Annotated in this window: 24 protein-coding genes; 12 read left to right on the top strand and 12 right to left on the bottom strand. The window is 73.3% G+C overall.

The window, feature by feature from the left end:
- Window positions 1-3 precede the first annotated feature (3 nt).
- Window positions 4-2,205: an ATP-dependent DNA ligase gene (locus AC1DIW_RS09280; RefSeq protein ID WP_478107633.1), complete on the bottom strand. Its 2,202-nt coding sequence runs from the start codon at window positions 2,203-2,205 to the stop codon at window positions 4-6.
- 66 nt (window positions 2,206-2,271) lie between these two features.
- On the opposite strand from AC1DIW_RS09280, the gene AC1DIW_RS09275 reads away from it, so the two are divergent.
- From AC1DIW_RS09275 to AC1DIW_RS09265, 3 genes are read left to right on the top strand one after another with little or no spacing between them, the layout of a single operon-like run.
- The gene (locus AC1DIW_RS09275) at window positions 2,272-2,673 is read left to right on the top strand and encodes a PPOX class F420-dependent oxidoreductase (protein WP_442277646.1); all 402 of its coding nucleotides are present in this window, start codon (window positions 2,272-2,274) and stop codon (window positions 2,671-2,673) included.
- Window positions 2,674-2,715: 42 nt separating this feature from the next.
- Window positions 2,716-4,653, top strand: a complete 1,938-nt coding sequence (locus AC1DIW_RS09270; RefSeq protein WP_478107631.1) for a hypothetical protein — start codon at window positions 2,716-2,718, stop codon at window positions 4,651-4,653.
- Window positions 4,654-4,671: 18 nt separating this feature from the next.
- A complete protein-coding gene (locus AC1DIW_RS09265) occupies window positions 4,672-5,844 on the top strand; it encodes an NAD-dependent epimerase/dehydratase family protein (protein WP_478107629.1) in 1,173 nt (390 codons plus the stop codon).
- Here the strand turns inward: AC1DIW_RS09265 and AC1DIW_RS09260 are convergent.
- Genes AC1DIW_RS09260 through AC1DIW_RS09240 form a run of 5 tightly spaced genes read right to left on the bottom strand, consistent with a single transcriptional unit; the run spans window position 5,783 to window position 9,764 of the window.
- The gene (locus AC1DIW_RS09260; RefSeq protein WP_478107627.1) at window positions 5,783-6,565 is read right to left on the bottom strand and encodes a hypothetical protein; all 783 of its coding nucleotides are present in this window, start codon (window positions 6,563-6,565) and stop codon (window positions 5,783-5,785) included. The two genes, AC1DIW_RS09265 and AC1DIW_RS09260, sit on opposite strands and share 62 nt — an antisense overlap.
- An 11-nt stretch (window positions 6,566-6,576) precedes the next feature.
- A complete protein-coding gene (locus AC1DIW_RS09255) occupies window positions 6,577-7,383 on the bottom strand; it encodes a hypothetical protein (protein WP_478107625.1) in 807 nt (268 codons plus the stop codon).
- Window positions 7,380-8,051, bottom strand: coding sequence for a hypothetical protein (locus AC1DIW_RS09250; protein ID WP_478107623.1), 672 nt, complete (start codon window positions 8,049-8,051; stop codon window positions 7,380-7,382). Before AC1DIW_RS09250 ends, AC1DIW_RS09255 begins: the two co-directional genes overlap by 4 nt.
- A gap of 7 nt (window positions 8,052-8,058) precedes the next feature.
- Window positions 8,059-8,511, bottom strand: coding sequence for a hypothetical protein (locus AC1DIW_RS09245; protein WP_478107621.1), 453 nt, complete (start codon window positions 8,509-8,511; stop codon window positions 8,059-8,061).
- On the bottom strand, window positions 8,511-9,764 hold the full coding sequence (locus AC1DIW_RS09240) for an NHL repeat-containing protein (RefSeq protein ID WP_478107619.1): 1,254 nt from the start codon (window positions 9,762-9,764) through the stop codon (window positions 8,511-8,513). The genes AC1DIW_RS09245 and AC1DIW_RS09240 overlap by 1 nt, the downstream gene beginning before the upstream one ends.
- A gap of 124 nt (window positions 9,765-9,888) precedes the next feature.
- Here AC1DIW_RS09240 and AC1DIW_RS09235 point away from each other — a divergent pair, with 124 nt between their 5' ends.
- Genes AC1DIW_RS09235 through AC1DIW_RS09210 form a run of 6 tightly spaced genes read left to right on the top strand, consistent with a single transcriptional unit; the run spans window position 9,889 to window position 14,869 of the window.
- Window positions 9,889-10,701, top strand: a complete 813-nt coding sequence (locus tag AC1DIW_RS09235; RefSeq protein WP_478107618.1) for a UbiA family prenyltransferase — start codon at window positions 9,889-9,891, stop codon at window positions 10,699-10,701.
- 38 nt (window positions 10,702-10,739) lie between these two features.
- A complete protein-coding gene (locus AC1DIW_RS09230; protein WP_478107616.1) occupies window positions 10,740-11,810 on the top strand; it encodes a type III polyketide synthase in 1,071 nt (356 codons plus the stop codon).
- A gap of 7 nt (window positions 11,811-11,817) precedes the next feature.
- The gene (locus tag AC1DIW_RS09225) at window positions 11,818-12,369 is read left to right on the top strand and encodes an isoprenylcysteine carboxyl methyltransferase family protein (RefSeq protein ID WP_478107615.1); all 552 of its coding nucleotides are present in this window, start codon (window positions 11,818-11,820) and stop codon (window positions 12,367-12,369) included.
- Window positions 12,366-13,436 (top strand): NAD(P)/FAD-dependent oxidoreductase, encoded by a 1,071-nt coding sequence (locus AC1DIW_RS09220; protein WP_478107613.1) that lies wholly within the window; start codon window positions 12,366-12,368, stop codon window positions 13,434-13,436. The genes AC1DIW_RS09225 and AC1DIW_RS09220 overlap by 4 nt, the downstream gene beginning before the upstream one ends.
- Complete coding sequence (gene idi / locus AC1DIW_RS09215; RefSeq protein ID WP_478107611.1) at window positions 13,433-14,047, top strand: isopentenyl-diphosphate Delta-isomerase; 615 nt, start codon at window positions 13,433-13,435, stop codon at window positions 14,045-14,047. The genes AC1DIW_RS09220 and idi overlap by 4 nt, the downstream gene beginning before the upstream one ends.
- 9 nt (window positions 14,048-14,056) lie before the next feature.
- Entirely contained in the window at window positions 14,057-14,869 is an 813-nt protein-coding gene (locus tag AC1DIW_RS09210) for a phosphodiesterase (RefSeq protein WP_478107609.1), read from the top strand.
- A 1-nt stretch (window position 14,870) separates the two neighbouring features.
- Here the strand turns inward: AC1DIW_RS09210 and AC1DIW_RS09205 are convergent, their stop codons facing one another.
- The 6 genes from AC1DIW_RS09205 to AC1DIW_RS09180 form a co-directional block, all read right to left on the bottom strand.
- Entirely contained in the window at window positions 14,871-15,311 is a 441-nt protein-coding gene (locus AC1DIW_RS09205; RefSeq protein ID WP_442277632.1) for a hypothetical protein, read from the bottom strand.
- A gap of 112 nt (window positions 15,312-15,423) precedes the next feature.
- Window positions 15,424-16,143 carry a dienelactone hydrolase family protein gene (locus tag AC1DIW_RS09200; protein WP_478107607.1) on the bottom strand — a complete coding sequence of 240 codons (720 nt, stop codon included), beginning with the start codon at window positions 16,141-16,143 and terminating at the stop codon, window positions 15,424-15,426.
- 23 nt (window positions 16,144-16,166) lie between these two features.
- The gene (locus tag AC1DIW_RS09195; protein WP_478107605.1) at window positions 16,167-16,601 is read right to left on the bottom strand and encodes a hypothetical protein; all 435 of its coding nucleotides are present in this window, start codon (window positions 16,599-16,601) and stop codon (window positions 16,167-16,169) included.
- A 199-nt stretch (window positions 16,602-16,800) separates the two neighbouring features.
- Window positions 16,801-17,316 carry a DoxX family membrane protein gene (locus tag AC1DIW_RS09190; RefSeq protein WP_478107604.1) on the bottom strand — a complete coding sequence of 172 codons (516 nt, stop codon included), beginning with the start codon at window positions 17,314-17,316 and terminating at the stop codon, window positions 16,801-16,803.
- Window positions 17,317-17,442: 126 nt separating this feature from the next.
- Entirely contained in the window at window positions 17,443-17,652 is a 210-nt protein-coding gene (locus AC1DIW_RS09185) for a TM2 domain-containing protein (protein WP_478107602.1), read from the bottom strand.
- The gene (locus tag AC1DIW_RS09180; protein ID WP_478107600.1) at window positions 17,649-17,885 is read right to left on the bottom strand and encodes a DUF2510 domain-containing protein; all 237 of its coding nucleotides are present in this window, start codon (window positions 17,883-17,885) and stop codon (window positions 17,649-17,651) included. The genes AC1DIW_RS09185 and AC1DIW_RS09180 overlap by 4 nt, the downstream gene beginning before the upstream one ends.
- Before the next feature lie 175 nt (window positions 17,886-18,060).
- Here AC1DIW_RS09180 and AC1DIW_RS09175 point away from each other — a divergent pair, with 175 nt between their 5' ends.
- The 3 genes from AC1DIW_RS09175 to AC1DIW_RS09165 are packed head-to-tail and all read left to right on the top strand — an operon-like array spanning window position 18,061 to window position 20,849.
- Entirely contained in the window at window positions 18,061-19,308 is a 1,248-nt protein-coding gene (locus AC1DIW_RS09175; RefSeq protein ID WP_478107598.1) for a sensor histidine kinase, read from the top strand.
- On the top strand, window positions 19,296-19,937 hold the full coding sequence (locus AC1DIW_RS09170; RefSeq protein ID WP_478107596.1) for a response regulator transcription factor: 642 nt from the start codon (window positions 19,296-19,298) through the stop codon (window positions 19,935-19,937). The genes AC1DIW_RS09175 and AC1DIW_RS09170 overlap by 13 nt, the downstream gene beginning before the upstream one ends.
- Window positions 19,938-19,946: 9 nt before the next feature.
- Window positions 19,947-20,849, top strand: coding sequence for a DUF4097 family beta strand repeat-containing protein (locus tag AC1DIW_RS09165; protein WP_478107594.1), 903 nt, complete (start codon window positions 19,947-19,949; stop codon window positions 20,847-20,849).
- Window positions 20,850-20,901: the final 52 nt, after the last annotated feature.

The following is a 20,901-nucleotide window of genomic DNA, read 5'->3' as shown; positions in this document are numbered from 1 at the left end:
CCGTCAGCCGGACTCGGCGGACAGGACGTCGGCGAGGTCGTAGCTGACCGGCTCCTCGAGCTGGTCGAAGGTGCACGACTCGGGCCTCCGGTCCTCGCGCCAGCGGACGAACTGCGCCGTGTGCCGGAAGCGCGTGCCCTCCATGTGGTCGTAGCGCACCTCGACGACCCGCTCGGGCCGCAGCGGCACGAACGACAGGTCCTTCTGGTTGTTCCAGCGGGAGTACTCCGACGATCGCGGAGTGCGTACGCCGCCGGCCTCCTCCGCGGGCGCACCCCAGTTCCAGGGGTGCTCGTCCCACTCCGCGACGAGCGGCTGGAGCTCCTCGAAGAGCTCCTTGCGTCGCGCCATCGGGAAGGCGCCGATGACGCCGACCGACGCGAGCTGCCCGTCGTCCCCGTAGAGACCGAGCAGCAGCGAGCCGATCGCGTCGGGTCCGCTCTTGTGCACCCGGTAGCCCGCGACGACGCAGTCGGCGGTGCGCTCGTGCTTGATCTTGAACATCAGGCGCTTGTCGGGCTCGTAGGCGACGTCGACGGGCTTGGCGATGACGCCGTCGAGGCCGGCGCCCTCGAACTGGGTGAACCAGCCCTTGGCGACGTCGCGGTCGGCGGTCGCGGCGGTGAGGTGGATCGGCGTCTCGGCCTTGGCCAGCGCCTTCTCCAGGGCCGCTCGTCGCTCGGCGAACGGCTTGTCCAGGTAGGACTCCTCGCCGAGAGCCAGCAGGTCGAAGGCGACGAACGAGGCGGGCGTCTCGGCGGCGAGCTTCTTGACGCGTGAGGCGGCCGGGTGGATGCGCTGCTGGAGCAGGTCGAAGTCGAGGCGGTCGCCGGACGACGGTGACACGAGGACGATCTCGCCGTCGACGACGCACTTCTCGGGGAAGTTCGCGAGCACGGCCTCGACGACGTCGGGGAAGTAGCGCGTCATCGGCTTCTCGTTGCGTGACCCGATCTCGACGAGGTCGCCGGACCGGAAGATGATCGACCGGAAGCCGTCCCACTTCGGCTCGTAGAGCACGTCGACCTTGACGGCCGAGAAGTCCTTGACCGGCTTGGCAAGCATCGGCGACACGGGCGGCACGACCGGCATACCCCACGTCGTGCGGAGGTCGGCGTCACGCTCGACCTTGGGGGCCATGTACTCCCCGTCGGCCTTGTCGGTGCGCCGCTTGCTCGGCTGCACCCGCGGCGGCTCACCCGGCATCTTCGGGTAGTCCGGCGGGAAGTTCAGCTCCCCGAGCCCGCGCTCGCTGACGTCCTTGTCCCACAGGGCGATGGCCACAGCAACGTCGCCGATCTCGTCGTCGATGCCGGCCCACGCGTCCCCGCGTGAGGCGACGAGCTCGGGCACCGTGCGGACCGTGAGCTCCCTGGGGTCGACGGACCCGAGCTCGTCCCAGGTCACGGGCGTCGAGACGGGCGCACCCGGCAGCGGACGGGGTGAGTAGGCCGACGCGATGGTCCGGTCGCGACACGCCTGGTTGAAGTCGACGAAGACCTTCTCGCCGCGCTCCTCCTTCCACCACGACGTCGTGACGAGGTCGGGGAGGCGGCGCTCGAGCTCGCGCGCGATGCCGATGACGCCGTGGCGCACGTCGAGGAACTCGTGCGTCGGCGCGACCCGGGCATAGACGTGCACGCCGCGGTTGCCGGACGTCTTGGCCCACGCGGTGAGCCCGATCTCGGCCATCACCTCGCGCAGGGCGACCGCAGCCTCGACGGCGTCCCGAAACCCCCGGCCCGGCTGCGGGTCGAGGTCGATGCGCAGCTCGTCGGGCCGGTCCACGTCGACCGTCCGCACCGGCCACGGGTGGAAGGTGATGGTGTTCATCTGGGCCGCCCACACGGCATCGGCGATCTCGTCGATGACGAGCTGCGGGTGCTTGCGCCCGGACGGATAGGTGCACATGACGGTGCGCGTCCACTCGGGCACGCCCTTGGGCGGGTTCTTGGAGAAGAACTCCTCGCCCTCGATGCCCTCGGGGAAACGCTGCAGCGTCACCGGCCGGTCACCGAGCGCCCGCAGCATCGGGTCGGCCACGGCGACGAGGTAGTGCGCGACGTCGAGCTTCGTGACCGGCTTGCCGTCGGCCATCCCGACCGCGGGCCACAGCACCCGGTCGGGACTCGAGACGCGCACCTCCCGCACCCCGTCAGGGCTCGACGGACTGGGCGCTGCGACGACGGCGGGCTTGGCGCTCACCCGCCCGATCGTAGTCACGGGGTGAGACGAAGCAGGCGTTGCGCGCCCAGTGGGTACGTCTGCGCCATGACCCAGGCACCAACACTGCACAATCTCGGCGGCGAACGCTTCGTGCTGCTGACGACCTACCGCCGCAACGGCGAGCCGGTCGCGACCCCTGTGTGGGTGCTTCCCGACGCCGGGGCCGCCATCGTCAGCACCCCCGAGGGCGCCGGCAAGCTCAAGCGGCTGCGCCAGGACCCGCGCGTCACGGTCCAGCCGTGCGACCGTCGCGGCAACGTGGACGCCGGCGCCCCGGTCGTCGAGGGCCGCGCCGAGATCATCACCGACTCCGCCGCGTCCGAGGCGGTCAACCGCCGGCTCGCGCGCAAGTACGGCATCGAGTTCCACATCTTCATGGCCATCGAGTGGGTCGTGCGACGCGGCAACAGCAACCGCGTCGTCGTGCGGATCACCCCCACCGCCTGACGATCCGGCCCCGGCGGTCGTCCGCACTGGTTTCATGGAGGTATGCGGCCCTCTGGCGTCGCCAACCCGGGCGGGCCCCCGGCCGGCATCGTGGTGCGGGGAGGTTCCCCCGCGCTCGCCGAGGCGGTGCGCCGACTCGTGCCCACGGCATACGGCAAGGCGGTCGTCCTCGTCCGCCTCTCGCCGCCGACGCCGGCGTCCGCCGTCGTCGTGCACGCGGTCGTCGACGCGCTCGCGGACGCGGGCTGCGAGGTCACCGTCGGCTCCATGCTGGCGAGCCGGGAGCGCGATCGGGGACATCGATCGGTCGGTGCCCTCGCGCACGCCGCCGGCCTGACGGGGCACACGGACCGTGGCCGGGCGTATGCCGTCGTCGACCTCGCCGACGACCTCGTCGCCGCGCCCGTCCCCCCGTCGGGCGCCCTGGCCGAGCAGGTCGTGGCACGCACGTGGTCGGATGCGGACACGCGCGTCGTCATCGGGCGCGCGGTCACGGACCTCGTCGACGCGTATGCCGGGTGCCTCGACACGCTCCTGCGCGTCGTCCCCGAGGTGGCCGGCTGCGAACCGGCCGACGTCGCCGTCGACGTGCTCAGGCACCTCGCGCCGCACCTGGCCGTCGTCGACGCGACGGTGACGAGCGGCGGTGCGGACGGCAACCGCATCCTCGATGCACGGCAGACGGACACCGTCGTCGTGACCACGGACCCGCTGCTGGCCGATGCCAGCCTCGCGGCCTTGCTCGGCGTCGACCGTTCGACGTCCCGTCTCGTGGAGCGGTCCATCGACGCGCTCGGGCCGCCGCAGGGGCGGGTCGAGGGTGACCTCCAGCCGTTCGCCACTGTCGATCGGGCGCACCCGCTCGCCACCCGGGCGGCTCGTCGTGCGGTCCGGGACCCTCGCCTCGCGCGGGTCCTGAGCGCCGCGACCGGCGGCCCGGACGCGGGGTCCGCCCCGGCCGACACGGTCCTGGCCGCCGTGCGGCCGGTCGTCACCGAGGCGGTGCGGGCGGCGACCGACGCGGTCGGGCAGGCGGCCCTCGTGGGCCTGCTCGGTGTCGCCGGCGCGCTCACGGAGGGCGGCCAGGCCTGGGCGGCCACGATGGACAAGGGCCGGGTCGACCGCCGGGTCGTCCCGCTCGGCTTCGACCCGGGTGCCCACCCCGTCACCGACTACGACGACCTGCCGCAACTCCTGACTGCGGTCGACGCGGTCATCGACGCCCTCCCGCAGCCCGCCGACGAGGAGGACCTGCGCTGGTGCGTCGTCGACGGCGCGACGGTGTTCGAGGTGACCAGGGTGGTGGCGGCCGACTTCGACGCCTGGGTCGAGCGGGTCGACGTGGCGGAGGGCATCAGCCTCATGGCCGACTACGTCGGTGGTCGGCGGGTCGCCGTGGGGGAGGACCCGGCGCGAGAGCGGCAGGCCGAGCGCAACCTCTACCTCGCGCAACCCAACTACGTCGCCGCCTGGGGCGGGGAGCCCATCGACGTCTGCAAGATCGAGCTCGTCGCGCGGGGACCGGACCGGCACCGGCTGCTCTGGCGGACCGTCCACAGCCCCAACGGGTCAGCGGTCCACGACGACGGCATCCTCACCTTCGAGCGGGTGGCGGGGCCGGGTGGCGGCTCCGGCACCCGGGTGACCATCCGCGGCCGCCAGCTCTTCACCCTGCCGCCCGTCCTCGACGCGGCAGACCTGACGTCACTGCCCGAGCTGCACGGTCCGCTCCTCGAAGAGGCGTACCGGCGCTTCTTCACGTCCACCTTCGACAACCTCGAGGCCCGTTTCGAGGGACGCGAGTTCCGCATCGGGCGTCCCCCGCCGGATCCGACCGAGCCGCTGCTGACCGAGTCGGTGCGGATGCTCGTCGACGGCCTGACCTCCCGACCCGCCGGGGACGAGGCGGGCCGCCACGATGCGGATCCCGACCCAGCCCTCGACGTGCACGGCTTCCGTCACGTCAAGGGGCCCCGGTGAGGGCGCGGTGACCTCGCGATGAGGGTCGCCGTCACCGGCGCCACCGGTCTCGTCGGCCACCACGTCGCCGCTGCTGCGCTCGCCGCGGGGCACGAGGTGACGGCCGTGACGCGGCTCGGGCGCAGCCTGCCCGACCGGCTCGCGTCGCTCGGTGCGGTCCGGCGGGCCGGTGCGGAGCTGACCGACGCGACGTCTCTCGCCCGCGCCCTCGACGGCGCGGGCGGCATCGACGCCGTGATCCACTGCGCTGCGGTCTACTCCTACGCCCCCTCGACGGTCACGGAGCTCACCGACGTCAACGTCACCGGGACGCGACTCGTCCTCGAGGCGGCGGTGGACGCCGGAGCCACCCGAGCCGTCGTGACGAGCTCGTCCGTGACGTGCGGCTCCAGCCTCCTGCCGGTGGAGCGCACCGAGCGCGACCACCTCGGCAGCGAGCCCGTCCCGGCGTACTACGCGAGCAAGGTGCGCCAGGAGCGCGAGGCCCTCGACGTGGCCGCCCGCACCGGGCTGGACGTCGTGCTGGCCCTGCCGACCGTCGTGCTCGGGGGACCCTTCGACCGGCTCGGCCCGAGCAACGCCATCGTGCTGCGCTACCTGCTCGACCCCACCCGCAGCACCTTCCCGGGCGGCTGCAACGTCGTCGACGCGCGCGACGCCGGGGCCGGGCACGTCACCCTCCTCGAGCACGGCGAGCCCGGCGAGCGCTACCTCCTCGGCGGCGACAACGTCACGTGGCGCACCCTGCACGCCCTCGTCGCCGACCTCGCCGGCATCCCGCAGCCCGTGGCCGAGCTGTCGCCCGGCGTCGCGTGGCTCGCCTCGGCGGCCGCGGAGGCCTGGGCCGGCGTCACGTCGACGACGCCGCTGTCGACCCGGGAGGAGGCGACGACGGTGGGTCGGCACTACTGGTACTCCTCGGACCCCGCTCGCGCGATGGGGTATGCCGCCCGCCCGGCCCGCGAGGCCGTGGCGGCCTCCCTCGGCTGGCTGGCCGTCAGTCCGGACCTCCCACGCGTCGTGCGGGAGTCGCTCCGTCTGCGGCCCGAGGTGCGGGCCGCCCGACCGCTCCAGCCGAGAGCGGTGCCGGACCCGTCCGGAGGGGACGGCGACACTGCGTCCGCGCCGGTCACTCCTCGACGACGACCGCCACGTCCAGGACCGCCTCGACACCGCCCGTCACCTCGATGATGCCGACGTAGCGTTCGCCGGTCCGCACGACCTCCGGCGCCAGGTCCACCTCGAGCTGCACGTCGTGGTCGGCACCGGCGGGGATGGTGACCCCGTCGGGGTCGAGCTGCAGCTCGAGGCTGACGTGACGCCCCGTGTCGGGCTGCAGCCGACCTGCCGACAGGAGCACACGGCGAGCCCTGGGATGGGAGTTGGCCAGCGTGACCGTGCCGGTCGCCGTCTCGCCCGGGCGGCCGTGGAGCGTGACGGCGGCCCGGCGGACCTCCGGCTCTCCGGTGGCCGGTGCGGGCTCGTCGCTGGATGCCGCCGAGAGGACGATGCCCTCGGTGGCGGCACCGGACGCGCTGCCGGTGGGCGCGCCGGCCGAGGTGCCGGTCGCGGTGCCACTGGAGGTGCCGGAGGACGGTCGGCCGGTGTGCGTGCGTGAGGCCGCCCGGGTGTCACTGATGACTCGGGCCATGCTCCGGCTGCTGATGGCGACGAGGCTCCCGGCGACGTCGAGGCCCAGCGCGCCGACCTCCTTCCAGTAGCGGGCGCCCTCACGGCTGACGGCGTCGAACCACGCCCGCCCGGCGGTCGTCGCGTCGACGTCGGAGGACAGCGTGGCGCGGCCGATCTCGATCGACTGACGCGCGAAGCTCGCCTGGGCTGCCATGGCCTCGCGGGCCAGCTCGGTGATGCGGGCGAGGGTCTCGTCCTGGTTCCTCGGGTTCGTCGCCATCTCTCGCCTCCTCAGGAGCAGCAGCCGCAGTCGGAGCCGACCTCGACCGGGTCGCACCCGGCCGGTCTCGCCACGACGGCGACGCGGAGCGGCCGGGCGGCTCCCTCGAACCGGACGTCGGCGTAGGCGCTCGAGCAGGCTGCGACGTCATGGGGAAGCTGGACCCGGCCCGGCCCCTCCTGGGTGCCAGGCACATCGCCGGTGCCGCCCGTGTCGCCCGTGTCGCCCGTGTCGCCCGTGCCGTTGTCGGCTGTGGGGGTGACCCCGACGACGAGCCGCACCACCCGGTCCTCGCACGGCTGCAGGGTCAGCTGCTCCTCCTCGAGCACGGCGACGACGGTGACGCCGTCTCCGCAGCAGACGTGCCACGGCCCGACCTCGAGGGTGACGTCCCGCTCACGCCGCCACGGGTTGTGCAGGTTGAGCGGAAGGATCCGGCGCTCGCCGACGCGGGTGCGCACGACGACGTCGGCGTCGGGCTCGCAGCAGTCGCAAGCACCGTGACAGCCGCAGGAGGACTCCCCGCAACCGCAGCCGTGGTCATGACGGTGGTCATGGTGGTGGTGGTCCTCGTGGTCGCAGTGGTGGTCGCCCTCGTGGTGGTCGTGGTCGTGGTGGTGGTGGCGGTCGTGCCGGTCGCGTGCGGGACGCGTCGTCCGCGTGCCTGCCCACGGCATACCGGCTCCCGGCGTGCCGGCGGTGGTGAAGGACGCGGCGAGGTCGTCCCAGAGGGTCTGGGAGGAGTCCATCCACTGCTGCACGGCATCGGTCCAGCCGGTGCGCAGCGACGTGAACAGGTCGGGGGTGGTCGTGCTCATGACGTCGTCTCCGTTGCGTCTCGGGGAAGGATGATGACCTGCAGGTCGGCGGTGCCGACAGGAATGGTCGCGATGTGCCGGCGGGCGGGTTCGAGCTCTTCCGGGACCTCGAGCCGGGCCTCGAGCGTGAGGGTCTGTCCGGGCTCGACGACGGCAGGTGTGTCGAGCACGAGGGCGACGTCGGGGCCCGGGTCCGGTCCCCCGTCGTCGGTGCGGGCCATCGCCCGCGAGGCAAGCGGCATACGCACGTTGCCCGAGTTGCTGACGACCAGGGTCACGTCCTGACCGCCCGGCGCCGCGAGGACACGGCTGGGGCTCAGCTCGAGCGACAGGTGCTCCACGACGGTGACGACGACAGGGCGGCGCACTCCGCCGAGCTCCATCTCGGCCTCGTGCCGACCCGGCGGGGTGGACGCGGCGAGGGGCACGGTGACGGGAACGGACGCCGTGGCGCCGGTCGCGATGATCGCCGTCGCCGACCCCGTCACCGAGAGTCCGTCGAGGTGCAGCGTGGGTTGGCGGACGACGAGCCGGGCGCCCGACGTGTTCTCGACCGTCACCGTGGTGGTGAGCCGGTCGGGCGGGCCGCTGAGCACGATGGCGTCCTCGGCGGGGGCGGCCGGCTGGTTCCGCCTGCTCGTCGCGGCCTTGCGTCGTGGCGTCGGCATGGTGGCCTCAGAGCTCGATGACGACGGGGTCGGTGCGGGCCGGTCGCACGTGGGTCGACGTGCTGCCGCGCACGGTGACGGCGAAGAGCTCGAGCCCGAGGACCGACCAGCTCCACTGCTGCTCGTAGGGCGTGCACACCTCGGTCGCCGGGGGCGGGGCCAGCTCGAGGCGTACGCACGAGTCGAGCGCCACGGGCCGGAGGTCGATGACCGAGGCCGAGTCGACCTTGGACGTCGTCTCGACCGACGACGTCGAGTCGACCTTCGACGACGTCGTGACCGGGGCGAGGGCGACCTTCGAGTCGGTGTTGACCGTGTTCTCACCCGCCAGCGTCGTCGTCGTGCCGCCCGCCAGGGTGAGGTTCATGCCGTCGAGCCCGGCCAGGGTGCTCGTCACGTCCGCCGTCACGTCGCCGTTGACCGCGCCGCTGAGGTTCGTGTTGATGCTGTAGTCGGCCATCAGTGCTCTCCAGACGGTGGGTGGGGCTCGGGGTCGGGGTCGGGGCTGACGAGGTAGGAGTGGTGGAAGCCGAGGCGCGGGTCGGCCCAGTCCGAGAGGCTCCCGTCGATCTCGCCGAGCTCCGGCATGACGACGCGGTCGCGGACGGTCAGCGACGGGTAGTCGTAGACGGTGATGTGGTTCTGGCCGCGGTTGGCCGTGAAGAGCATGGTCTGGTCGGCCGACAGCTGGCAGGCGTAGATGCCGTCGATGAGCGACCCGCGGCTCACCCGGAACGACTCGGCGAAGAGGTTCGCGTTGCTCAGCACGTTGGCCCGCATGAGGCTCTCGCCGACCGTCGTCAGCGACTGCCGCGGGTAGGCCCACGACTCGAGGCTCCCCGGGTGCTCGTCGACGATCCGGTGCCGGGTCATCGTCTCGAGGTCGACGAGGACGACCGTGTGGCTGCCGCCGGTGCAGAAGATGAGCTCGGTGTCGGAGATCGTCACGTCGGAGTTGACGTGGGCCGGCACGTCGCGGTCGGCCACCCAGTGGCGCAGCACCTGGCCGTGCTCGGCGTCGATCTCGAAGGCGTACTGCCGCAGCCACGCCATGCCCCAGTGCTCGTAGTCGGTCCGGTCGGCCGGGTGCACCCGGAAGGAGATCGCGTAGAAGACGTCGAGCACGGGGTGGCACACGACGTGCCAGCAGGTCGTCGGCAGCAGCACGGTGCGGACCTCACCCGACAGGGTGTCGAGGATGCCGACCTCGCGGGCCTCCCCACGAACGGGGTGGTCCATGCCGCCGTAGACGATGTAGCGGCCCGACGCGGTCTGCTTCATCGCGTGCGGCACCTTGAGCCCGTGGGGAGCGACGACCTCCGCCTTGGTGAGGCGGTTGACGTCGAACCTCCACAGGTGCTCGCCGATGGCCGTGACGAACTGCGTGTCGTCGAGCCAGACGAGGTGCGTGCTGCCCTTGATCGTCGTGTCGGGCACCTCGAAGCGCAGCGTCGAGACGCGGTCGACCTCCTCGAGGGTGGCCAGGTCGTAGAAGAGGAGATGCTGACCGGTGTTGCCCAGGAAGCCGATTCGTCGGCTCGGGTCGACGCTCGGGGCGTGGCCGCCCGAGGCGCCCGTGAAGTAGCTGACCTTGTAGGAGTGGTCGCCGGTGCCGGGGTCGTAGCGGAAGAGGCACACGCCAGCCCGGCCCTCGAGCCCGTTCAGACCGTTCCCGTCGAGGGCGACGTGGAACGCGTAGGGGTACTCACGCATCGGCAACCCCGACCGCATCGTCTCCGCGAATCCGGCGCAGGCCCCTCACACCGGCCCTTTCAGGCTAGACCCGGGCGGCCCGGGCTGGCAGGAAAGCGCGATTCGCCGCCGTAGGCTCAGGCGCGTGCCGGTCAGCCGAGGTGCGACGATGCGGGGGCTGGCCCTGGCCTGCCACCCGGGCCCCACCCTCGCGGTCACGGTGCTCACCGCCCTGCTCGCCCGCTCCGCCGGCCACACCCTCGGGCGCGGCCTGCTCGTGACGTCCGCCGTCCTCGCCGGGCAGCTGTCGATCGGCTGGAGCAACGACCTCATCGACGCCGCCCGCGACCGGGCGGTCGGCCGCGCTGACAAGCCGATCGCGGCCGGTGACGTCTCCGAGCGCGTCGTCCGTGCCGCCACGGCGGTCGCCCTCGCGGCCTGCGTCGTGCTGTCCCTCGCATGCGGGTGGGCGTCCGGCCTCGTCCACCTCCTGCTCGGGGTGACGTCGGGGTGGGTGCACAACCTCTGGACCAAGCGGTCGGTGCTCTCCCCGCTGCCGTATGCCGTCGCCTTCGGGTCGCTGCCGGCCGTCGTGACGCTCGCGCTGCCCGTCCCCGTGTGGCCGCCCGCGTGGGTCATGGTGACGGGCGCGCTCCTCGGGGTCGGCGCGCACCTGCTCAACGCCCTGCCCGACCTCGCCGACGACGAGGCCACCGGGGTCCGCGGCCTGCCGCAGCGGCTGGGTGCCACGCTCGTCCGGTGGCTGGCGCCCGGGGTGCTGCTCGCCGGGACGGCCGTGGCGGCCTACGGCCCCGGCATCGACGCGGAGGGCGTGCTGCTGCTCGCGGTCTGCGCGGTGCTCGCGGTCGTGGCCGTCGTCGCGCGGGGGCGCCTGCCCTTCGTGGCGGCGGTCGGGATCGCGCTCGCCAACGTCGTCGCCCTCGTGGTCCGAGCATGAGCGACACCCGCGCGACCGCCTCCGCTTAGGCTGGGTCGGTGAGCCACCTAGCGGCCGTCCGCGGCGTCCTGCCCGAGCACAGCTACGCGCAGGCCGACGTGACGGCGGCCTTCGCCGACGTGCTCGGCTCCGTCGGGCCCGACCGGGCCCTGCTCGAGCGGTTCCACGCCAACGCGGGGGTCAGCCAGCGGCATCTCGCACTGCCGCTCGAGCGCTACTGGGAGCTCGAGGGTTTCGGTGAGGCCAACGACGAGTTCATCCGCGTCGCGACCGAGCTCGGCTCGCACGCCGTCACCAAGGTGCTCGCGGCAGCCGGTCTCACTCCGCGGGACGTCGATCTCATCATGTCGACGACGATCACGGGTCTCGCCGTCCCGTCCATCGAGGCCCGCGTGGCGGCCGAGATCGGGCTGCGCGACGACGTCAAGCGCGTCCCGCTCGTCGGGCTCGGTTGCGTGGCCGGCGCCGCGGGGGTCGCGCGGGTCCACGACTACCTCCTCGGCCACCCCGACGACATCGCCGTCCTGCTGTCCGTCGAGCTGTGCAGCCTCACCGTCCAGCGCGACGACCGGTCGGTGGCCAACCTCGTCGCGAGCGGTCTCTTCGGCGACGGCGCGGCCGCCGTCGTCATGGTCGGCGCGAACCGTGCCGCCGCCCTGGCGCCCGACCAGCCGCGCGTCGTCGCCACGCGCAGCCGCCTCTACCCCGAGACCGAGCGGGCCATGGGCTGGGACGTCGGTGCCACCGGACTGCGCATCGTCCTCGGCGCCGAGGTGCCCGACCTCGTGCGCGCGAACGTCCGAGACGACGTCGACGGCTTCCTCGCCGACCAGGGGCTGACGCGCGCCGACATCGGCTGGTGGGTCGCCCACCCCGGCGGCCCGAAGGTGCTCGACGCCATGCAGGAGGCCCTCGAGGTCGACCGCGAGGCGCTCGGCGTCACGTGGCGCTCCCTCGACCGGATCGGCAACCTCAGCTCGGCCTCGGTGCTCCACGTCCTCGCCGACACGCTCGCCGACCACACGCCCGAGCCCGGGACGTGGGGCGTCCTCATGGCGATGGGCCCCGGCTTCTGCCTCGAGCTCGTCCTGCTCCGCGCGGCCGACTGAGGCGCCGATGATGTCGCAGTGGCTCTTCACCGGGCTCGTGGTGCTCGTCGGGCTCGAGCGTCTTGCTGAGCTCGTCGTCTCGAAACGCCATGCAGCGTGGGCGTTCTCGCGCGGCGGGATCGAGCGCGGCCAGTCGCACTACCCCGTCATGGTCGCGCTCCACACCGGCCTGCTGGTCGGCGCGGTCGCAGAGGTCTGGGTCGCCGACCGGCCCTTCGTCCCGACGCTCGGCTGGGTCATGCTCGCGCTCGTCGTCGCGAGCCAGGCGCTGCGGTGGTGGTGCATCACCACCCTCGGCAACCAGTGGAACACCCGCGTCATCGTCGTCCCCGGCCTCCCGCTCGTGCGCCGAGGCCCCTACGGCCTGATCCCGCACCCCAACTACGTCGCCGTCGTCGTCGAGGGCTTCGCCCTGCCGCTCGTGCACAGCGCCTGGATGACGGCCCTGGTGTTCACCGTCGCCAACGCGGCCCTGCTCACCGTGCGCATCCGGTGCGAGAACGCCGCGCTGCGCGAGATCGCCTCTCCCGCAGGCGCGCCCACCAAGGCCGCTCGGTGAGCGCCGACGTGGTCGTCATCGGCGGAGGGCCCGTCGGGCTGGCCACGGTGTTGTATGCCGTCCGCTCGGGTCTGTCACCCGTCGTCCTCGAGCCGCGGATCGGGACGATCGACAAGGCCTGCGGCGAGGGGCTCATGCCCGGGGGGCTCGTGGCGCTCACCGACCTCGGGGTCGACCCGCCCGGCCACGACCTGCGCGGCATCCGCTACGTCGCTCGGGGGCGCCAGGTCGAGGCCGACTTCACCGTGGGGCCGGGGCGCGGTGTCCGGCGCACGACCCTGCACGACGCCCTGACCCGGGCCGTGGCCGACACCAGAGTAGAAGTGGTGCCGTTCGGCGCGGCCGAGGTGACCCAGGATGACGGTGCCGTGACGGTGCGCACCGTCGGACCGTCCGGCGCCGGCCCGACCCTGACCGCTCCCTGGGTGGTCGCCGCCGACGGGCTCCACTCGCCGACGCGCACGTCGCTCGGGCTCGACCGCGACCATGCAGCCGACACCCGTCCGCTGCGCCGCTACGGACTGCGCCAGCACTACGGCATACGCCCGTGGAGCGACCACGTCGAGGTGCACTGGGCCGCCCACGGGGAGGCCTACGTGACGCCCGTGACCGACGACCTCGTCGGCGTCGCCGTGCTGAGCAAGCGGCGGATCCCGTTGTCGGAGAGCCTGGCCGAGTTCCCGCAGCTGCGTGAGCGGCTGGACGGGGCACCGGTAGTCACGTCGGTGCGCGGCGCGGGACCGCTGCGGCAACGGACGACGCACCGCGTCGCCGGACGGGTCCTGCTCGCCGGTGACGCGAGCGGCTACGTCGACGCCCTGACGGGGGAGGGCATCTCCCTCGGTCTCGCCCACGCTCGCGCGGCGGTCGCGGCCATTGCCGCGGACGACCCGCAGTCCTACGAGCGGTCGTGGCGTGCCGCCACCCGGCGCTACTCGCTGCTGACCCACGGGCTGGTCCAGGTCACGCGTCCGGCGTGGACCCGTCGGCTGCTCGTCCCGGCCGCCGCCACGCTCCCGCCGGTCTTCCGGAGCGCCGTCAACGAGCTCGCGAGGCCGGGTCGATGACGGCGACCGGGCCCGAGGAGCTCGTCGTCCTCGTGTCTGCCGACGGCCACGCCACCGGCACCGCGCCCAAGGCGACGGTCCACCACGCCGACACCCCGCTCCACCTCGCCTTCTCCGTCTATCTCTTCGACGACCGCGGGTCGCTGCTCGTGACGCGGCGCGCCCGCTCCAAGGCCACGTTCCCCGGCATCTGGACCAACTCGGCGTGCGGGCACCCGGCACCGGGCGAGCCCGTCGAGGACGCGGTGCTCCGACGGGCCCGGGACGAGCTGGGTCTCGACGTGCGCGACCTGCGTCTCGTGCTGCCGCGCTTCTCCTACCGGGCCGAGATGGACGGCACCGTCGAGTGGGAGCTGTGCCCCGTCCTCGCCGGGCGGGTCCCCGGGGTGGCGCCTGAGCCCGTTCCCGACCCCGCCGAGGTCGAGGAGGTCCGCTGGGTGGCGTGGGAGGCGTTCGCCGCGGACGTGCTCTCCGGGCGGCGCTCGGTGTCGACGTGGTGCCGCGAGCAGGTGGCCGAGCTGGACGGTCTCGGACCCGACCCGTCCGCCTGGCCGAAGGCCGATCCCGCCGACCTCCCGCCCGCCATGACATTTCGCTCCCGCGCTGGGTAGGTGGAGGGGGTGACCGCCACCTCCACTCCGCGTCCGGCGCCGCCGCGCATGCCCACCCCGCCCGCACGGGTGGCCGGGGTCGCGCTCGCGGCGGGACTCGGTCTCGTCGCCCTGATGACCGGACGCAAGCCGCTCCACGCGGCGGGTCGCACGTGGGGCGCCCAGCTGCGCATCGACGTGCCGCAGCCCGACCTCGGGGTCCCGCTGCTCAGGGAGCGGGGCGTCCACCCGTGCACCGCCAGGGTGTCGCGAGCGGTCGGCACACCCGACGGGTGGTGGGACATCGGCGGTCTGGCCCTGCGTCTGCCCGGGGCCGGCGCCCTGGGTCGCCCGGCGGACCTGCTCTTCGCGACGACGGGCACCGGGCACGTCAGCCGGCACGTCCTGCGGCCGGTGCGACGGGCCGCCGATCGTCCGCTGACGACGCTCCTGCCCACGAGAGCGGGGGGCCACTCGGTCGCGCTGCTCCTGCGTCCGGTCGACGACGCGACGGTCCCGCAGGAGTTCGAGCTGGCCATCGCCGTCGACCGCGGTGCCTGGGACGCCGTGGGCCTGCTCCAGCTGCGGGAGGAGCGCTTCGACGCCACGATGCGGTTCGACCCGATCGTCGACGAGCTCGAGGGCACCACCGCGCCGGCCTGGGTCGTGGCCGTGCGGGAGCCCGCCTACCGCTGGTCGCGCCGGCTCAGCCGTCGTGCACGTCGCCCTGACCCGCACACCGACTCCGATGCGCCTGACTCGGGTGCGCTCAACTCGGGTGTGCTCAACTCGGGTGCGCTCAACTCGGGTGTGCGCGAACCGGGTGTGCGCGACTCGGTCTGAGTCAGAAGAGCCCGTCGGCGAGGGCCTCGAGCGCCCTGCCGTCGCACCCGGCCGCGAGGGCCTCGTAGGTCGCGCCTCGAGCCGCCTCGCGGGCGTCAGGGGTGAGGGCGGCGATGACTGCCGCGACGGCTCGGGCCTCGACGCACTCGGAGGTCAGCTGCAGCTGATCGAGGGAGGGCGGGACCGGGGCGCCCTCGAGCTGGCTCTCGCAGGCGGCGTCGAGGTCGCGCTCGAGATTCCACAGCTGGACGAGCTCGGCCACCTCCGGATAGCGCTCCAGGCCACCCCGGGCGACCTCGAGGGCGGTGGCGTCGTGGACCCCCGTCACGGCGCAGGCGAGGCGGGCGACGCGGAAGGCGAAGACCCGGGCGTGCCCCGGGTCGGCACCCGCGATCCGTGCGGCGAGCCCGGGGGCCACCGCCTCGAGCTGGTGCAGCTCCACGGGCACTCCTCGTTCGTGACTGATCGGCGCTGCAGGAGCAGCCCTGTGGGCCATACCCGATGCACCCCGCGCCCACCCGGTGCCCGGGCGCGTCGCGGGCACCGGGACCGGCTCACGAGACCGGCAGGCGCTCCCGGAGGAAGCCGACGGTGCTCGACCAGGCGAGGGTCGCGGAGCTCGGGTCGTGCCAGGGCATGTCGTCGTTGTCGAAGGCGTGGTCGGCGCCGGCATACGTCTCGAAGACGGTGGCGGGCTGCTGGGTCACAGAGGCCTCGATCCGCCGCACCGTCTCGGTGTCGATGAAGGAGTCGGCCAGCCCGAAGTGGTGCAGGCTCGGGGCGGTCACGGTCAGGGTCTCGTGCAGGTCCGGCAGCGCGGAGCCGTAGTAGCTGACGAGCGCGTCGAGCGGTGTGGTGTCTCCGGCGTCCCCCGACTCGAGGTGCGCCGCGACGGCGAAGCCGAGGCCCCCGCCGAAGCAGAAGCCGACGGTGCCGACCCCTGCCGTGACCTCGTCACGGTCACGGAGCCACTTCACGCTCGCGGCGGCGTCGCGGACGGCGGCGTCCCAGTCGAGGCGCTGCACGAGCGCGACGCCCTGCTGGAGCGCGTCGTCGCCCTCGACCGGCGAGACGACCCCGAGGCGCCAGAAGATCTCCGGCGCGACGACGACGTAACCGAGCTCGGCGAGCTGGGCGCCGCGTCGCTGGATGTAGTCGCTGACACCGAAGATCTCCTGGAGCACGACGATGCCCGGTCCGTGGCCGGTCGGGGGGAGCCAGAGGTGCGCGGGCATCTCGCCGGCGTCGGTCGTGATCGTCACGTGTTCGGTCATGCCGCCAGTATGTCGGGGGCCGGTCAGCGCCGCGGACGCAGCTCGAGCAGCCGCGCGTCGTACATGCGGACCCGTTCGGCGAGGATGTCGTGCTCGCGCTCCTGGCTGCGGAGGAGCACGACGAGCGCGACGATGGCGGCGACCGTCAGGGCGCCCAGGGTGACGAGCGCGACAACACCGGACCGGGTGTCACCACGCCCGGTCGCGAGCAGGAAAAGGATGGCGGCGAAGAGCAGCGCGACGGCGCCGCCGAGTCCGCCGATGCGGCGCGAGGCCGACCGGTCACTCGCGGCCAGCGCCTCCTGGGCCAGGGCACGCTCCTCGCGAGCGACGCTGCGGCACAGGTAGGTCGCGGCCGGGAACCGGTGCGTGCCGCCACGGCGGCCCCGGGTGTGGGGCCGGTAGTCCGACGGTGCGTCGACGAGGTGCGGACGTGGCGCGGCGTCCAAGCCTGACACGGCAGGAAGTGCAGGCAGTGCAGGCAGTGCGGGCAGAGCGGGCACAGCGGGCACAGCGGGCAGAACGGCCGTCGTGGTCAGCGCGGACATCAGCCGACTCCTTCTCTGTCTCGGTCGGGACGTGGAGTGACCGGCCGACCGCTGGGTGCCCCGTCCCTGTCAGGGTGCACCCAGCGGTCCCCCGCCGGAAGGTCTTTCGTCAGTCGTCCGAGCCGGGGTGCAGCCGGGCGCCGAGGGCGTAGGCGGCGACGACGAGGGCCGACGCGGCCAGGACGATGTCCTTGAGGACGTACTGCCCCATCAGGGTCGGGCCGTGCGGGAAGAGCTCGGCCGTGAAGAGGGCGAGGGGCGACATGATGCCGATGAGGGCGCCGCCGAGCACGACGATCCCGACGCGCAGGAACTTGCCGGTGACAAGCGTCAGGCCGATGACGGTCTCGGTGACGGCCGTCAGCAGCACGGCCGCGTGACCGGAGACGAGCCCGAAGGTGAGCCGGTCGATGGTCGCCGAGGCGATGGCCTCGGCCGGGCTGAGACCCGGCACGAACTTGATGACGCCGAAGCCGAGGAAGACCAGCCCGAGGCAGATCCGCAGGACCTGCAGGCTGTGGGCGACGAGGAACGCCTGGAGCCGGTCGACGGCGGCCGTGGCGGTTCGGGTCGCGAACTCGCGCAGGCCGGTCGTGGCCGGGTGGTCGATGACGAGCTGGGACATGGCGGTTGCTCCTTGAGGTAGGACGGTCGAGACCTCAGAAGGAGCGGGGCCGCGAGAAATACGCCTCGTCGCCGGCCTGAGTCCAACTACCTAGAGCAAACCCGTTCCTACGCGGGCAAATCCGCGTCACCAGTTGATGAGCAACCGGTCCTGCTTGTCGCGGAAGGTGCCCACGAGGATGAGGATGAGGTCGATGAGGGCCCAGATGCCGAGGCCACCGAAGGTCACGAGCTGGAGGATGCCGGTGCCGATCTTGCCGACGTAGAAGCGGTGCACGCCCAAGACCCCGACGAAGAAGCAGAGCAGCGCCGCCGCCAGCCTGGACCGGTCGCTCACCGGCCCCCCGTGTCCAGGGCCACCGGCACGAAGGCGGCGGCCAGCGATGGCGCGGCCTGCACGGGCTGGAGGGGCTGGGCCGGCTGGAGCTGCGGGCCCACCTGGTCGGTCCACGAGTCGCCGTCCCAGTAGCGCGACTGCGGCTTGCCCTCGGGGTCCGGATACCAGCCGGGCGGGATCTCGCGGGGTGGCGGCTGGGTGGGCGTGGTCGGCTCTTCGGGCTGCTGGGTCATGGTGGCCTCCGAGGGAGTGGGCGGTCGACAGCCGGACCGGGTCTCCACCCCAGCATGGACGACCGCGATGCCGCCAGCAGCCCTTTGGAGCCGGCGGCGCCCTGAACTTTTCTCCACCCCGGATCGGTCACAAACGTCATGGTCCGACCCGCCCCCTGAGTCCTACCGTGGTCGCGTGACCCCCAACCGCAGGCGCCTCGAGCGTCGCCTCGCACCCCGCCACACGGCATACGTCGTCCTGGGTGGGGTCGTCGCGGCGGTGGCCGCCCCGTTCGTGTGGGCCCTCGCCGGGCTCGCGACGGGACTGGCCGTGCTCGTCGTCGGGGTCGCGCTCGTCGGACTGCTCCTCGTCGTGTCCGAGGGCCTGAGCCGCTGGCACCGGGCGCGGGCAGCCGCCCTCCTGGATGTCGCCGTCGCCGCCCCGGCCGGCCCGGCCGCACCGGGCTGGCGCGGCTGGCTGGCGCGGCTGGGTCGGGCGACGACGTGGCGGCAGCTGGCCTACCACGCCCTCGTGGCGCCGGTCGTGCTCTCGGCCTCGGCCGCCCTCCTCGCTTTCTGCTGGGGAGGGGGCCTCGTGCTCGTGACCTCGCCGCTGTGGTCGCGGATCAGCCCGGAGGTGGCGGCCCTCTCCGGTGGGGTGCTCCAGGGCGTCGGCCGCATCTGGGCGCAGACGGCAGTCGGGTTCGGCTGTCTCGTCATCGCCCCACGGCTGGCCCGTGGGCTCGCCGCGCTCGACCTCGCGATCCTGCGCCCGATGCTCGGCGAGACCCGGGGCGAGCAGCTCTCGCCCCGCGTCACCGCCCTCGAGCAGACCCGCGCGGGCGTCATCGACGCCGCCGACGCGGAGCGCCGCCGCATCGAGCGGGACCTCCACGACGGCGCGCAGCAGCGTCTCACCTCCCTCGCGCTCAACCTCGGGATGGCCCGGTCCGCGCTCACCACCGACGCCCCGCCGGCGACGCGCAGGGCCATCGAGGACGCCCACGACGAGGCCAAGCAGGCTCTGGCGGAGCTGCGCGGCTTCGTCCGTGGACTGCACCCCGCCGTCCTCGACGAGCGTGGGCTGGATGCCGCGCTGTCGGGCATCGTCGCCCGCTCACCGGTGCCGACGAGCCTGCACGTGCTGCTCGCCCACCGTCCCCCGCGCACCCTCGAGGCCGTGGCCTACTTCGTCGTGTCGGAGGCCCTGACCAACATCGCCCGGCACTCGGGAGCCACGTCGGCGACGGTCCGGGTCACCTCGGACGCCCGAAGCCTCGTCGTCGAGGTGAGCGACAACGGGCATGGCGGCGCTGCGACCGGTTCAGGTTCCGGCCTCACCGGCCTGACCAACCGGGTGGCCTCCGTCGACGGCACCCTCACCGTGACCAGCCCGGTCGGCGGTCCCACCGTGCTGAGGGCGGAGATGCCGTGCGCGTCGTGATCGCCGAGGACTCGATCCTGCTGCGCGACGGTCTGATCCGTCTCCTTGCGGCCAACGGCATCGAGGTGGTCGAGGCCGTCGGCGACGCCGAGGCCGCCCTCGTCGCCGTCGAGCGGCAGCGACCCGACCTCGCGCTGCTCGACGTGCGTATGCCGCCGACCCACACCGACGAGGGCCTGCGGGCCGCGCTCGTCATCCGCGCCCAGTGGCCAGGCGTCGCGCTGCTCATCCTCAGCCAGTACGTCGAGGAGCGGTATGCCGCAGACCTCCTCGCCGGCACGACCTCCGCCGTCGGCTACCTCCTCAAGGACCGCGTCGCCGACGTCGACGACTTCGTCGAATCGCTCCGCCGGGTCGCCGACGGCGGGACCGCGCTCGACCCCGAGGTCGTCGCGCAGCTGCTGCTCCGGCGGGACAAGAGCCCGCTCCACCGGCTCACCGACCGCGAGCGCGAGACCCTCGCGCTCATGGCCGAGGGCCGCTCCAACACCGGCATCGCCCGGGCGCTGCACGTCAGCGAGAGCGCCGTCGCCAAGCACGTCACGGCCATCTTCACCAAGCTCGACATGCCGACGACCGCGGGCGACCACCGCCGCGTCCTCGCCGTCCTGCAGTACCTCTCGGAATAGGGGACCGACATGACCATGCACGAACCCGTCGACCCGCCCGCACCGGTCCCGGACGACCGGGTCCACGGCGACTCGCTGCCGGGCGCAGGGCCGTACGGCGACTCCTGGCTCCGCCCGACGCTGACGCCCCGGCAACCCGAGGGGCCTGCCGACGTGCCGTCCGGTCCGTCCGCTCCGTCCGCCCCGGCAGCTGCGTCGTCGCGACCGTGGTGGCTCGTCGCCGGGCTCGGCGCGACCTTGGTGCTCGCGGGCATCGCCGGCGTCGCGACGTGGGGCGCCGCGACCGGGGGCCTCTGGCACAGCGCCGACCAGCAGCAGACCTACGCCCGGCCCATCGGCGCGCTGACGATCCAGGGCGGCGCGAGCGACGTGCAGGTCCGGGGCGGCGGCGCGGCCGGCACGGTCCACGTCAGCCGGCACCTGTCGTGGGGTCCGGGATCGGGAGAGCCGACCCCGCGCGAGTCCTTGAACGGGTCGACCCTCGCGATCGACGCGAACTGCACCGGCTCGTTCGGCGGGTGCTCGGTCGACTACGTCATCACCGTCCCGGACGCGACCGACGTCAGCGTCGTCACCGGGTCAGGCGACATCGCCGTCGGGGGCTCCTTGGGCGGCGTCGCGCTCAAGGCGGGCTCCGGCGACATCAGGACGACCAACCTCGCGGCCGACCAGGTCACGGCCGAGGACGGCAGTGGTGACGTCGATCTCGAGCTCGCGACGGCGCCCCCCACGGTCGGGGTCAAGACGGGCTCCGGGGACGTGTCGGTCCGCCTGCCGCCGAACACCCACTACGCCGTCGACTCCGCGACGGGGTCCGGCGACACGAGGGTCCGCGTCACGGACGACCCGGCCAGCACCTCGCGGCTGCGGATCAGGAGCGGTTCGGGCGACATCACGGTCGACGACCGCTGAGGGTGCGGTGCGGCCTGGTTCGATCGACAACGGACGTACAAGAGCCGTATGC

It is taken from the genome of Terrabacter sp. 01T434 (assembly GCF_056398545.1).
The sequence above is the reverse complement of the archived record's forward strand: the minus strand, read 5'-3'. Positions and strand labels throughout refer to the sequence as shown.